Annotated in this window: 12 protein-coding genes; 2 read left to right on the top strand and 10 right to left on the bottom strand. The window is 70.6% G+C overall.

The annotated features are described in order from the left end of the window. Positions 1-189: 189 nt before the first annotated feature. From rlmB to ACWEOE_RS18770, 6 genes are all read right to left on the bottom strand, one after another. Complete coding sequence (rlmB, locus tag ACWEOE_RS18795) at positions 190-1,149, bottom strand: 23S rRNA (guanosine(2251)-2'-O)-methyltransferase RlmB (protein WP_452010549.1); 960 nt, start codon at positions 1,147-1,149, stop codon at positions 190-192. Positions 1,150-1,186: 37 nt separating this feature from the next. Continuing rightward, positions 1,187-2,572: a cysteine--tRNA ligase gene (gene cysS / locus ACWEOE_RS18790; RefSeq protein WP_452010546.1), complete on the bottom strand. Its 1,386-nt coding sequence runs from the start codon at positions 2,570-2,572 to the stop codon at positions 1,187-1,189. Positions 2,573-2,614: 42 nt separating this feature from the next. Continuing rightward, positions 2,615-3,301 (bottom strand): HAD family hydrolase, encoded by a 687-nt coding sequence (locus tag ACWEOE_RS18785; protein WP_452010544.1) that lies wholly within the window; start codon positions 3,299-3,301, stop codon positions 2,615-2,617. 549 nt (positions 3,302-3,850) lie between these two features. Then, positions 3,851-4,315, bottom strand: coding sequence for a 2-C-methyl-D-erythritol 2,4-cyclodiphosphate synthase (gene ispF, locus ACWEOE_RS18780; protein WP_452010877.1), 465 nt, complete (start codon positions 4,313-4,315; stop codon positions 3,851-3,853). A 5-nt stretch (positions 4,316-4,320) separates the two neighbouring features. Next, positions 4,321-4,977, bottom strand: coding sequence for an IspD/TarI family cytidylyltransferase (locus ACWEOE_RS18775; RefSeq protein ID WP_452010541.1), 657 nt, complete (start codon positions 4,975-4,977; stop codon positions 4,321-4,323). Between the two features lie 64 nt (positions 4,978-5,041). Then, complete coding sequence (locus ACWEOE_RS18770; protein WP_033294400.1) at positions 5,042-5,533, bottom strand: CarD family transcriptional regulator; 492 nt, start codon at positions 5,531-5,533, stop codon at positions 5,042-5,044. Between the two features lie 285 nt (positions 5,534-5,818). On the opposite strand from ACWEOE_RS18770, the gene ACWEOE_RS18765 reads away from it, so the two are divergent. Both ACWEOE_RS18765 and radA read left to right on the top strand, forming a co-directional pair. Further along, a complete protein-coding gene (locus ACWEOE_RS18765; protein ID WP_452010539.1) occupies positions 5,819-6,469 on the top strand; it encodes a hypothetical protein in 651 nt (216 codons plus the stop codon). A 35-nt stretch (positions 6,470-6,504) separates the two neighbouring features. After that, positions 6,505-7,866, top strand: a complete 1,362-nt coding sequence (gene radA / locus ACWEOE_RS18760) for a DNA repair protein RadA (protein ID WP_452010537.1) — start codon at positions 6,505-6,507, stop codon at positions 7,864-7,866. On the opposite strand, the gene ACWEOE_RS18755 is transcribed toward radA, so the two are convergent. The 4 genes from ACWEOE_RS18755 to otsB form a co-directional block, all read right to left on the bottom strand. Then, entirely contained in the window at positions 7,867-8,976 is a 1,110-nt protein-coding gene (locus ACWEOE_RS18755) for a hypothetical protein (RefSeq protein WP_452010536.1), read from the bottom strand. Beyond that, positions 8,973-9,581, bottom strand: a complete 609-nt coding sequence (locus ACWEOE_RS18750) for an RNA polymerase sigma factor (protein ID WP_452010533.1) — start codon at positions 9,579-9,581, stop codon at positions 8,973-8,975. The genes ACWEOE_RS18755 and ACWEOE_RS18750 overlap by 4 nt, the downstream gene beginning before the upstream one ends. Positions 9,582-9,626: 45 nt before the next feature. Continuing rightward, the gene (locus ACWEOE_RS18745) at positions 9,627-10,157 is read right to left on the bottom strand and encodes a hypothetical protein (protein WP_452010531.1); all 531 of its coding nucleotides are present in this window, start codon (positions 10,155-10,157) and stop codon (positions 9,627-9,629) included. Between the two features lie 150 nt (positions 10,158-10,307). Beyond that, a complete protein-coding gene (gene otsB, locus ACWEOE_RS18740) occupies positions 10,308-12,842 on the bottom strand; it encodes a trehalose-phosphatase (RefSeq protein WP_452010529.1) in 2,535 nt (844 codons plus the stop codon). Positions 12,843-12,853 lie beyond the last annotated feature (11 nt).

Below are 12,853 nucleotides of genomic sequence, written 5' to 3'. Positions count from 1 at the left end.
TCCGGAGCTGACCTTAGCCCGAGTGGGTGGCGCAGTGGAGTGAAGCCCGGCGGATCCTGGCGGGAATCACTGAGGGTGGTGGCTGAAGGGGCAGTGGGACCGGTCGTGCGGGGGTTCAGACCACCCCGGAAACGACACCGCCGGGCCGCCCGCAACACGGGTCGACCCGGCAGCAGCCGAAAACGAACCTCAGCTCAGCCGGCCCGCCACTCGGCGACGGCGAGCCACCTCCGCCAGCAGAACCCCCGCCGCCACCGAGGCGTTCAGGGATTCCACGCCGGCGGCCATCGGGATGGAGACCGTGGCGTCGCAGGTTTCGCGGACCAGGCGGGAGAGGCCGCGGCCCTCGGAGCCCAGGACGATGACCAGCGGGTCGGCCGCGAGTTCCAGGGCGTCGATGTCCACGGAGCCGTCGGCGTCGAGGCCGACGATCATCAGGCCGTCGGCGGCCCAGGCCTTCAGCTGGCGCGTGAGGTTCGTCGCGACGGCGATGGGGAGCTTCGCGGCGGTGCCGGCGCTCGTGCGCCACGCGACAGCCGTCATGCCGGCGCTGCGGCGTTCCGGCAGGAGCACGCCCTGGGCGCCGAAGGCGGCGGAGGAGCGGATGACGGCGCCGAGGTTGCGCGGGTCCGTCACCCCGTCCAGCGCGACGAACAGCGGAGTGCTGCCGGAGTCGCGGGCGGCCTGCATGAGGTCGTCCGGGTGGGCGTACTCGAAGGGCGGCACCTGCAGGCCCAGGCCCTGGTGCATGGCGCGGTTGGTCTTGCGGTCGAGCTCCTCGCGCGGGATCTCGAGAATGGAGATGCCCTTGTCGGCCGCCAGGCGGACGGCCTCGTTCACGCGGTCGTCGATCTCGATGTTCAGGGCGACGTACAGCGCGGTGCCCGGCACGTCGGCGCGCAGCGCCTCGACGACCGGGTTGCGCCCGGCGATCAGCTCCGGCCGGTCGGCCTTCTTCTGCCGCGACTGCTCGCGCGTCTTCGCGGCGTTGGCGGCGCGGTACGCCTTGTGCCCGGGCCGGTCCTCGGCCTTCGGCGTGGGGCCCTTGCCCTCGAGCGCCTTGCGCCGCTGCCCGCCGGAGCCGACGACCTGGCCCTTCTTGGTGCCGGTCTTGCGGACGGCGCCCTGACGCCGTGAGTTCCCTGCCATGTGTAACCGAGTCCTTAATCCACCGCGGTGGAACGGGTCAGGAGTTCCTGACCGTCCACTGCGGACCGTTCGGGGTGTCCTCAACCACGATGCCCGCCTGAGTGAGGCGGTCACGGGCGATGTCCGCGCGCGCGAAGTCCTTCGCGGCGCGCGCCTCCTGGCGTTCGGCCAGCAGGCCTTGTACGAGCTCGCCCAGCGCCTCGCGGACGGGTGTCTCGCTGCCGCTTTCGGCCCAGCGGTCCGAGAGCGGGTCGATGCCGAGCACGCCGGTCATCGCGCGCACCGAGGAAGCGAGCTCGAGTGCCTTGGGGGTGTCGCCTGCGTCGAGGGCGGCGTTACCGTCACGCACCGTGTTGTGCACCACGGCGAACGCGGCCGGCGTGGCCAGGTCGTCGTCCAGCGCGGCGGCGAAGTCCGGGTGCACGGCGCCCGAGAGCACCTCGCCGGAAGCCGCCGCGCGGCGCAGGAACGCCTCGATGCGCCGGTAACCCTGCGCGGCCTCCGCGACCGCGCCGTCGGAGTACTCGACGGTGGAGCGGTAGTGCGGCTGCACGAGGTAGTACCGCAGCTCGGGCGCGCGGTAGCGCTCCAACATCGCCGGGATGGACACGGTGTTGCCGAGCGACTTCGACATCTTCTCGCCCGACATCGTCACCCACGCGTTGTGCAGCCAGTAGCGCGCGAACCCGTCGCCGACCGCGTTGGACTGGGCGCGCTCGTTCTCGTGGTGCGGGAACACCAGGTCGACGCCGCCGCCGTGGATGTCGAACTCCGGGCCGAGGTAGGCCGTTGACATCGCCGAGCACTCGAGGTGCCAGCCCGGCCGCCCGTCGCCCCACGGCGTCGGCCACGACGGCTCACCCGGCTTCGCGCTCTTCCACAGCGTGAAGTCCCGCGCGTCGAGCTTGCCGCGGGTGGGGGTCTCGCCCTGCTGCACCTCGTCGAGCTGCTGGCCGGACAGCTTGCCGTACCCGTCGAACGACTTCACCGAGAAGTAGACGTCACCATCGGCCGCGTACGCGTGCCCGCTGTCGATGAGCCGCTGCATGAGCGTGATCATCTGCGTGATGTGCCCGGTCGCGCGCGGGTTGACCGACGGCGGCAGGCAGCCCAGGTCGTCGTAGGCCTTCTCGAACGCGCGCTCGTGCGTGGTCGCCCACTCCCACCACGGCCGGTCCGCTTCGGCGGCCTTGGTGAGGATCTTGTCGTCGATGTCCGTGACGTTGCGGACCAGCAGCACGTCGAGTCCACTGTGGAGCAGCCAACGGCGCAGCACGTCGTAGTTCAGCACGCCCCGCACGTGCCCGATGTGCGGCACGCCCTGCACGGTGGCCCCGCACAGGTAGATGGACGCCGTTCCGCTGCGGACGGGAACGAACTCCCGCGGGGCTCGGGTCAGGGTGTCGAACAGGTGTAGGGCCACTCTGAAAGGGTACGGGGTCGGTGTGGGCGATGTCGCAAGACGTCAAAAGACGTCGTGCTTGCGCAGGGCTCGCAGAAGTGCATCCGGCCGTTCGGCGGTCGGGAGCGGGTCGACGAGCTCGAACGCGCAGCCCAGCGCGCGGGCGCCGCCGTCGGCTTCCTCGCTGTCGCCGATCATGAGGGTTTCTTCCGGCCTGGCGCCCAGCCGGTCGAGGGCGGTTTCGAAGATCGCCCGGTCGGGTTTGACGGCGCCTACCTCGAAAGACAGGACGAAACTCGTGATGTGGGCGTCCCAGCCGCGTTGGGTGAAGGCGGGGCGGATGTCGAAGGCGATGTTGCTCAGGACGCCCACCTTGCGGCCGGCCGAGGCGCCGAGTTTGAGGGCGGCTTCGGTGTCGGGGTAGGGGGTCCACTCGGACGGGGTGATGAGGCGGTTGTAGAGGGCTTCGGCCTGGGCCTGGTCGGGGACGCCGGAGCGGCGGAGGACTTCGAGGTAGACCTTGCGGTGGAGGGTGGGGTCGAGGTCGCGGTTGTGCCAGGCGTGTTGGTGGTCTTCGTCGAGGTCGACGACTTGGCCGACTGGGGCGGTCATGCGGCGCATGAGTTCGGTTTGGGCTTCCAGGTCCAGCGGGGTGCCGGTGGGGGTTGTGAGGTGGGTTAGCCAGGTGGGGTCTTGTTGTAGGCGGAAGAGGGTGCCGGAGAAGTCGAAGAGGAGGGAGGTTATGGGCACGGGGGGAGTTTAGTGAGGGAGGGCGGGTTGTGTTCTGGTTCTCGTGGGGCGGGCGGCGGTTGGGTGGTGTTGGCCTCGCGGGGCGACTTGCGCTGGGCGTGCACCCCGAAGCTGGATTGTGTTGACGGCCGCTGAGCCGTTGTCAAGGCGGGAAAGCGTGCCTTGACAACGGCTCGTCGGCCGCAAGAAGGCTTCGGATCGGGGTGCGGGGAGGGGCCTGGGTTCATGCGGCCCTGCGTTGGTACGGCCCGGTGCGTTGGTCGGGTGGTGGTCCCTCACGTTTGGACGGGGTGGCGTCTCGCGTTGGTGGTTCCTCGCCTTTTGGACGTGGTGGTCCCTTGCGTTGGGGTGTGGTGGGGCCTCGCGGTGGGTGGAGGCGGTGGAGGTGTGGCGTGAGCTGGCGTCCGGGGCCGGGGCTGTTGGCTTGAGCACTCAAGCCGGGCGGTGGGTGTGGTGTTGGAAGCGGGCGGCGCGTGTGATGCGGCCGCGGCCAGGGCGTGGGCGGGGTGAGTGCCCGCCGGCCAGCCCCACGACCGGCCCGAAAAAACGCTAGTCCCGGATCAGCAGCGCCGTGGCGATCGCGGCGATGCCTTCGCCGCGGCCGGTCAGGCCCAGGCCGTCGGTGGTGGTGCCGGTGACGGAGACCGGGGCGGAGAGGGCGGTGGACAGCGCGGCCTGGGCTTCGTCGCGGCGTTTGCCGATGCGGGGGTGGTTGCCGATGACCTGGACGGTGGCGTTGGCGACGCGCCAGCCGTTCGCTGTGAGCAAGCCGTGGACTTCGGTGAGCATGTCGGTGCCGTGGGCGCCGTGCATGCGGGGGTCGCCGGTGCCGAAGACGGCGCCGAGGTCGCCGAGGCCGGCGGCGGACAGCAGGGCGTCGCAGAGGGCGTGGGAGGCGACGTCGCCGTCGGAGTGGCCGGCGCAGCCGTCGACGCCGGGCCAGAGGAGGCCGGCCATCCAGCACTCGCGGCCGGGTTCGACGGGGTGGACGTCGACGCCGTTGCCCACGCGCAAGTCGGTCACAGGGGAGCCTCCTGGTCGCCGCCGGTCACGAGGGCTTCGGCGAGGGTGAGTTCGAAGGTGCCGGCGACGCGCATGGCGTCGGGGTCCCCCGGCACAGCCACGGCGCCGGACACCGAGGCGAGGCTGGGGTCGGAGTTCGAAACCAGAGCCGCGCGGAACGCCGTGAGGGTGAAGCCGATCGGTGTTTGCGCGGTGCGCAGGCCGTCGCGGTCGACGGTGGCGGTGATCAGGCCCTCGTGGGTCGTCTTCACGGTGTCGGACATCGGCAGGACGGGAACGACGACCGGCGCGCCTTCACGGATCGTGGTCAGTACCTCACGGACAGTCCGCTGTGGAGTGAACGCCCGGAGTGCGTCGTGAACCAGAATCACCGCATTCGGCGACAGCAGGGGCTCGACGGCGGTGAAAACCTGCTGGAGCGAAGCGCCGGGAACGACGCGGCAGCGCGAAAGCCCGGAAAGAGCCTCCGAAAACGACTCAGCACACCGCGAAGGGGCCGACACGACCACCAGATCGAGCTCAGGTGTGCCGAGCAGCCCCCGCACGGTGTGCTTGAGAAGAACTTCACCGTTCACCGACGTGAGAGCACGCTCTTCATCGGCGGTGTGGTGTGCGACAGTCACGAACGCGACGCTCTGCACCTGCTGGTTCATCGGGTCGTGATCGTAGAGAACGGGCTGCCCGGTGCCTCCGCCGGGAGCCGCATGACCTCGGGGGTCAGACCGTCGCGGTTTCCAGAACTTCGTCGAGGAGTGTTTCCGCCTTGTCCTCGTCGGTGCCTTCCGCGAGCGCGAGCTCGCTGACCAGAATTTGCCGCGCCTTCGCCAGCATGCGCTTCTCGCCGGCTGAAAGCCCGCGGTCCTTCTCTCGCCGCCAGAGGTCGCGCACCACTTCGGCCACCTTGTTCACATCGCCCGAGGCGAGCTTCTCCAGGTTGGCCTTGTACCGACGAGACCAGTTCGTGGGCTCTTCGGTGTGGGGAGCACGCAGTACGTCGAAAACCTTGTCCAGTCCCTCTTGCCCGACGACATCACGCACGCCGACGATCTCGGCGTTGTCAGCGGGCACGCGAACCGTGAGATCCCCTTGCGCGACTTTGAGGACGAGGTACTTCTTCTCCTCGCCCTTGATCACGCGGGTTTCGATGGCTTCGATGAGTGCGGCACCGTGGTGCGGGTAGACGACGGTCTCTCCGACCTTGAAAACCATGTGTCCTCTGCCCCTTTCGCTGAATCCATCTTAGCACGGTCTTCAGATGGCCACCTAGTGACCCGGGATCGTCGTCGCAGGTCAGCGGCTTGGCGGGGGTTGACAAACTTCAACGGCCCGTGCTCATGCAGGTGATGGGGAAGGCGTTGATCAGCGGTAATGAAATCCTAATTGGACGGTTGATCTTGGGCGGTGGTGCACCGGTTGGCCCCACCGGTTCCGCGCGCGCGACGGCGCCCGGCTAGTCTTCGGGGCGACGAGGCCGTGAGATGGAAGGACTCCGACGTGAGGCTGCAGAATCGCCGCGTGTTCGGCGCAGGCGTGTCGGCGCTCGGTGCCGTGCTCGTGCTCGCCGGTTGCGGGGCCGGTCAGATCACCCAGACCGACACGCAGCAGCCGGCGGTCAACGGCACGTACGCGACCGTGAAGACGCTGGCGCTGCGCAACGTCGCGATCCAGTACCCCGCGCAGGGCGCCGCCTACTCGGCCGGCCAGTCCGCGCCCCTCACGCTCACGATCGCCAACCAGGGCACCCAGGACGACCAGCTGCTCTCGGTCAGCTCGACCGGCACCGACTCGCCGGCGCAGCTCGGCGGCGCGCGCGACGTCGTCGCCGGTCACACGCTGGTGATCGGTCCGGACGACGCGGTCGAGTCGACCAACGAGCAGGCCCCGCCGACCACGTCGAGCTCCGCCGAGGCCCCGGCGACCGGCACGTCGTCGACCTCCTCGACGACACCGACGGCCACCAGCAGCGCCTCCCCGGGCGACGGCGGCGCGACGGCCACCGCGCTGAACGAGGGCACGGCCGTGCTGCAGGGGCTCAAGCAGCCGCTGTGGCCGGGCATGACGATCAACGTCACGTTCACCTTCCGCAACGCGGGCCCGATCACGGTCGAGGTCCCGGTCGCCGCACCGGCGCACGTGGAGCCCTGACCGATTTTGTCGGTGCGCGCCGATAACCTCGGCGCGTGGTGAAGAAGACCAGCACCGTCTACCGGTGCGCGGAGTGCGGACACGAAGCCGCGAAGTGGCTCGGCCGCTGCCCGGAGTGCCAGGCCTGGGGCTCGCTCGAAGAGCGGGGCGGGGTCAAACCGGCGATCACGCGGGTGGCCGCGGGTGCGCCGAGCGCGCCCGCGAGGCCGATCGGCGAGGTCGACGTCGAGACGGCGCGGGCCAAGGCGACCGGCGTGTCGGAACTCGATCGGGTGCTCGGTGGCGGCCTCGTGCCCGGTGCTGTGGTGCTGCTGGCCGGCGAACCCGGCGTCGGCAAGTCGACCCTGCTGCTCGAAGTGGCCTACCAGTGGGCCAGAACGGCCGGGCGCTCCCTCTACGTCACGGGTGAGGAGTCCGCAGGTCAGGTGCGGTTGCGGGCCGAGCGCACCGGCAACGTCCACGACGAGATGTTCCTCGCGGCCGAGAGCGATCTGTCGTCGGTGCTGGGCCACGTCGACGCCGTGAAGCCCGGTGTGCTGATCGTCGACTCGGTGCAGACGATGGCGTCACCGCAGGTCGAAGGCTCGCCAGGCGGGGTCACGCAGGTGCGGGCGGTCGCGGCGGGGCTCGTGGCGCTCGCCAAGGAGCGCGGCCTGCCCGTGGTGCTGGTGGGCCATGTCACGAAAGACGGCTCGGTCGCCGGCCCGCGCGTGCTGGAGCACCTGGTCGACGTCGTGCTCCAGTTCGAGGGCGACAAGCACTCCACGCTGCGCATGGTGCGCGGCATCAAGAACCGCTTCGGCGCGGCCGACGAGATCGGCTGCTTCGAGCTCACCGAGGGCGGCATCGTCGGCGTGCCCGACCCGTCCGGGCTGTTCATGAGCCACACCGCCGACCCGGTGCCGGGCACGGCCATCACGGTCACCGTCGAGGGAAAACGGCCGCTGCTGGGCGAGGTGCAGGCCCTGGTGTCGAGCACGAGCATGCCGCAGCCGAGGCGCGCGGTGAGCGGCCTCGACTCGTCGCGCGTGGCGATGGTGCTCGCCGTGCTGGAGAAACGCGGCCGGCTGAAACTGGGCGACAAGGACGTCTACGTCGCCACGGTCGGTGGGATGAAGATCACCGAACCCGCGATCGACCTCGCCCTGGTGCTGGCGCTCACGTCGTCGATGCACGACGTCGCGCTGTCGTCGCGGCTGGTGGCCGTGGGCGAGGTCGGGCTGGCCGGCGAGGTGCGCCGGGTGCCGAACGTCGCGCGCCGCCTCGCCGAAGCCGCGCGGCTCGGCTTCACCCACGCCCTCGTGCCACCCGACTCCGGCAAGATGCCCGCCGGGATCCGCACCCTCGAGGTCGGCGACGTCGCCAGTGCGCTCAACGCCGCCAACCACGCGAAGTGATCACGACCCGAAGTCGGTGGTGACCTCGAAGCTGAGCTCGGCGGAGCTGAGGGACGTGCCGGCGCGGATCCCGTAGGTGTTCTGGGTGGCGACGTTGGCGGCGCTGACCAGTTCCGAGGTCGCGAGGTTCACGTTCACGATCAGCTTGTGAATGCCGTAGTCAAACGTGTAGACGGCCGTGTCGCCCTTGATGGTCGAGTGTGCGCTCGTGGCCAGCGCACCGATGGCCGCGGCGCGCACCGACCGGGACGCGAGCCCCGAGGCGAGCAGGGTGAGCAGGTGCGTCTCGGTCTCGCCTGGACCGACGTACGGCGCCGTGAACGGGGCGTGGGACAAGTCGAAACCGCCTGGCAACGTGGGGTCGGGGTAGACGGAGAACGGGACCAGCGGCGAGTTTGCCGAGTTCGGTTTGCTGCCCGTCTCGGACCGCGCGAGGTTCAGGAGCGTCGAGGGGTCGGCGGGCAGGGAGGCGACGAAATGCGGCGTCGGCCGGTCCCAGCCCTCGGGAATGTCGGCGGTGCCACCGCTGGCGTAGGGGAAGGGCTGCCTGAAGTCGCCGCCCGCCGCGACCTGCGTCACCGTGTTCGGCCCGGGTAGCGACGCCTGGTCGTCGGGCTGGCCGGTGAGGATCGCCGCGTCGATGGGCCGGGTCCACTTTCGCTTCCACACACCCGAGCGATCGGCCGGGATCCAGTACTCGACGGTCTGCCGCACCGAGAACGCGCTCTTGAGGCCGCCCACCCACTCGACGTCGATGTAGGTGTTGGTCACGTGCGTGTACTGGCCAGGGCCGGGCACGACGTCCGCGGTCGCGGTGGCCGCCGGGGCGACCGTGGTGTCCGGAGTCAGCACCTCGCGGCCCACGGCCACCCCGCCCGTCACCAGCGCCACAGCCGCGGCCACGGCGATCCAGCGCCAGGTTCCCTTGGTGCGCTTGGATTTCGACGGCGCGGCCGGCAGGTGCCCGGCTTCGGCGGACGCCGCTCGCAGCAGCGTCGCGCGGGCGCGGTCCAGCTCGGCCGGGTCGGTGCGGACGTGGGGGTTGAGCGCGTCGAGAGCTTCGTCGAGCTCGGCGTCGGACCAGAGGTGACGCACGTTGTCGTCGTTCACAGTTCGTTCGCCTCCTCGACGATCGCGGTGGAAGCGGCGTTGGCGCGCAGCCAGCGCCGGATGCGGTGCAGCCGCGAGCGGATCGTGCCAGGTGGCACGCCGAGGGCCTCGGCCACCTCCGTCGGCTCGAGCCCCGCCCACGACACGAGCAGCAGCGTGTCGCGGTCGGCGGCGTTGAGCTTGGCCAGCGCGCCGGCGAGCTGCCCCGCCCGGACCTGAGCGTCGACCTGCTCGGCGACACGGCCGTCGTGGCCGGCCGTGGTGTGCTCGCCGGTGGCCGCGAGCCGCGCGGTCGCCTTCAGGGCCCGCGTCTCGCTGCGGATGTGGTGGCGCAGCAGGTTCGTCGCGATCCCGTACAGCCACGAGCGCGCCGTGCCCAGGTCCGGCCGGTACGACTCCCGCCGCCGCAGCGCCACGAGGAACGTCTCGGCCACGAGGTCGTGGGCCACGTCGTCGCCGGCGCGGCGCGCGAGGTAGCGGTGCAACTGGCGTGAATGTGCGTCGAAGAGCCGTCCGAACACGGGCGCCGGATCGGGAACGCCCAGGTCAGGACGGTCGAACGAGTCCGGCAACGCCGGCTGGGGACCGTCGTGGATCACCTGCATGCCCTTTGTTGCCTGCAGAGCTCCGGAGCGTTCACGTGGTCCTGATCACCAGATCGGGTGGTCGCTGAACTTCTCCAGCGTCGTCACCGAAGGGCGGACGTAGAAGAGGCCCGCGGCGTAGCCGAGGGCTCCCAGGGCGAAGTTCGCGAAGGTGGCCAGCACGTCGGTCGCACCGAAGCGGTCGTGGTCGCTCCAGAGGTCGATGAGCGCGGACGCCGTGAGGGCGAGCAGGCAGGTGACGACGGTGGCCGTGAAGCAGGCGACCAGGGCCGTGCGCGCGGCGCGGGCGCGCGCGACCACGAGGTAGTCGCCGCGCAGGCAGCTGCGGCAGGACAACACGACGATGGCGGTCATGACCACCGCGAGCGTCGGCAGCAACAGGCCGATCACGCCGACCGGCGCGTCGGGCAGGCTGTGGCCGTGCAGGGGGCGGTTGACGAATGCTGTGAGACCGAACACGAACACCGTGCCGAAGAGCAGCGCGATGCCGGTGACCACCGAACCCGAGCGCACGCGGCGGGCGAACAGCGGGGGCAGCGGGGCGAAGTCGGTGGCTTCGCCGTAGTACTGCTTCATCCCGTCACCTCCGCTCCGGCCTGCGTTCGAGCGCCGAATGAACGTGCAAATGCTCGTGAAGGTCACCTTAAGGGACAGTGCGTCTCTCAAGGTGACCTTCACGGCACTTGTCACCGACCTGTGCTAACGCCTTAGGCCGGTGACAGGTGTTCACAACTTTTCGGCGAGGAGGTTCGCGCACCGGATGAGCCCGATGTGCGAGTACGCCTGCGGGTGGTTGCCCAGCGAGCGCTCGGCGATCGGGTCGTACTGCTCCGGCAGCAGGCCCGTGGGGCCCGCCGAGGCGACGATCTGCGTGAACAGCTCCTCGGCCTCGTTGCGCCGGCCGGTGATGAGGTAGGCCTCGATCAGCCACGCGGCGCAGATGTGGAAGCCGCCCTCGCCGCCGGGCAGGCCGTCGTCGCGGCGATAGCGGTAGACGGTGGACCCGCTGCGCAGCTCGGCCTCGATGGCGGTGACCGTGTGCTGGAAGCGCTCGTCGGCCGGGTCGATCAGGCCCGTGAGGCCGACGAACAGCGACGCGGCGTCGAGGTCGGTGCCGTCGTACGCCGTGGTGAAGGCCTGGACCTCGTCGTTCCAGCCGTGCTCCAGCACGTCGGCCTTGATGCGCTCGCGCAGCTCCGGCCACGCTCCCGGCACGTCGCGGCCGTACTCGTAGCCGAGTTTCACCGCGCGGTCGATCGTGACCCAGCACATCACCCGCGAGTACACCCGGTGGCGCGGCACGTGCCGCTCTTCCCAGATGCCGTGGTCCGGCTCGTTCCAGCGCCGCGTGACGGCCTCGGCCATCGCGCGCACCATCTGCCAGTCCTCGTCGCGCAGCTCGCCGCGCGCCTCGGCCAAGGTGACCACGAGCTCCACGACCGGGCCGAACACGTCGAGCTGCACCTGGTGGTTGGCCAGATTGCCGACGCGCACGGGCCGCGAACCGGCGTACCCGGGCAGCGACTCGATCACGGCCTCGGCGCCGATCACGCTGCCAGCCAGTGTGTACAGCGGGTGCAGGCGTTCCGGGCCGGCCAGCGTCGACAGCACGCCGTGCAGCCACTCCAGGTAACCCTCGGCCTCCTCGTTGGACCCGAGGTGCACCAGCTCGCGCACGGTCATCGACGCGTCGCGGATCCAGCAGTAGCGGTAGTCCCAGTTGCGGACCCCGCCGATCTCCTCGGGCAGCGAAGACGTCGCCGCCGCCAGCACGCCGCCGGTGTCGGTGTTGACCAGCCCGCGCAGCGTGAGCGCGGAGCGGCGCACCAGCTCCGACTGCACCGTGGGCAGCTTGAGCTTGGCCGCCCAGTCGCTCCAGTAGCGGCCCGCGCGGTCGCGACGGTCTATTTCGGACAGTTCATGGCCGCTCAGATCCGTGGTGCCGCAACGGAGTTCGAGCACCACCGGGTTCTCCGGCGTCGGCTGCACGAGCGCGGTGGCCGTGTCGTGCAGGCCGTCGGACGTGATGGTCCACGCCACGCCGGGCGAGCGCAGCACGAACGGCTCCGACGTGCCCAGCACCCGCAGCCCGTCGCCCTCGGCGACCAGCTTCACGGGCACGCCGCCGAACTCCGGCCGCGGCGCGAACACCACGTCGGCCGCCGCCTCACCCGAGATCACCCGCACGATGTCCGTGCGGTGCGGTGCGCTTTCCGGCTCCAGGTAGTCGGTGACGAGCAGCCGGGACCAGCGCGTCTCCACCGTCATCGTGTTCGGCAGGTAACGCTGGCCCAGCGGCAGGCCGTTGCGGTGCGGCTTGATCGAGAAGCGGCCGGCGGCGGGACCGCCGAGCAGGTCGGCGAACACGGCCGGCGCGTCGGGGCCCGGGTGGCACAGCCAGGTGACCGTGGCGTCCGGCGTCACGAGGGCCACGGAGCGCTCGTTGGCCAGCATCGACAGCCGCTCGATGGGCGGCGCCGACTCGCCGTAGAGCCAGTTGCGCCGCTCTTCCAGCAGGAAGCCGAGCACCAGCGCGACGTCGACGGTGTCGGGCACGCGGTAGGTCGCGAGCGTCTCGCCCTCGCCCACCTTGATGCCCAGGTCCGGCCCCGACAGGCGCGCGAACGCCTTCTCGTCGGTCACGTCGTCGCCCAGGAAGATGGCGGCGGTGGCGCCCACCTGGTGGCGCAGGGTGTCGAGCGCGCGGCCCTTGTCCGTCTGGACCACCGCGAGCTCCACCACCTCCTTGCCGTCGGTGGTCGACACGCCCTCCCACTTCGAAGGGCCTTCGTGCACGTCGGCGAGCACGCGGCGGCCGGCCTCGTGCTCGGCCCGGCGCACGTGCACCGCGATGCTCGCGGGCTTGACCTCGAGCGACACGCCCGGCACGTCGAGCACCAGGTTCTCCAGCTCCGACTCGAGCCGGCGGTGCAGCGCACGCGCCTTCTCGTCGAGGGCGTGGATGAACCCGATGTCGAACTCGGAGCCGTGGCTGCCCACGAGGTTCACCTCGGCGGGCAGGCGCGACAGCGTCGCCAGGTCACGCAGCGCGCGACCCGAGATGACGGCTGTGGTGGTCTCGTGCAGGCCGGCCAGGGATCTGAGTGCGCCGACGGACTCCGGCAGCGGCCGGGCCTCGTCGGGGTTGGCGGTGATGGGGGCCAACGTTCCGTCGTAGTCGCAGGCGACCAGCAGGCGCGGAGTACGGGCGATCTGCACGATCGCGCGCCGTAGCTCCGCGGGCAACGCCTCGGCGGTCAACACTCCTCCTC

Source organism: Amycolatopsis sp. NPDC004368 (genome assembly GCF_053602515.1).
This window is presented reverse-complemented; position numbering and strand designations above follow the sequence as displayed.

What these genes read in the sequence shown, in the direction of transcription:
- ACWEOE_RS18745 (WP_452010531.1), bottom strand. Translation starts at nt 10,157, where the DNA reads ATGAAGCAGTACTACGGCGAAGCCACCGACTTCGCCCCGCTGCCCCCG.
- ACWEOE_RS18775 (WP_452010541.1), bottom strand. Translation starts at nt 4,977, where the DNA reads ATGAACCAGCAGGTGCAGAGCGTCGCGTTCGTGACTGTCGCACACCAC.
- ACWEOE_RS18750 (WP_452010533.1), bottom strand. Translation starts at nt 9,581, where the DNA reads ATGCAGGTGATCCACGACGGTCCCCAGCCGGCGTTGCCGGACTCGTTC.
- ACWEOE_RS18770 (WP_033294400.1), bottom strand. Translation starts at nt 5,533, where the DNA reads ATGGTTTTCAAGGTCGGAGAGACCGTCGTCTACCCGCACCACGGTGCC.
- rlmB (WP_452010549.1), bottom strand. Translation starts at nt 1,149, where the DNA reads ATGGCAGGGAACTCACGGCGTCAGGGCGCCGTCCGCAAGACCGGCACC.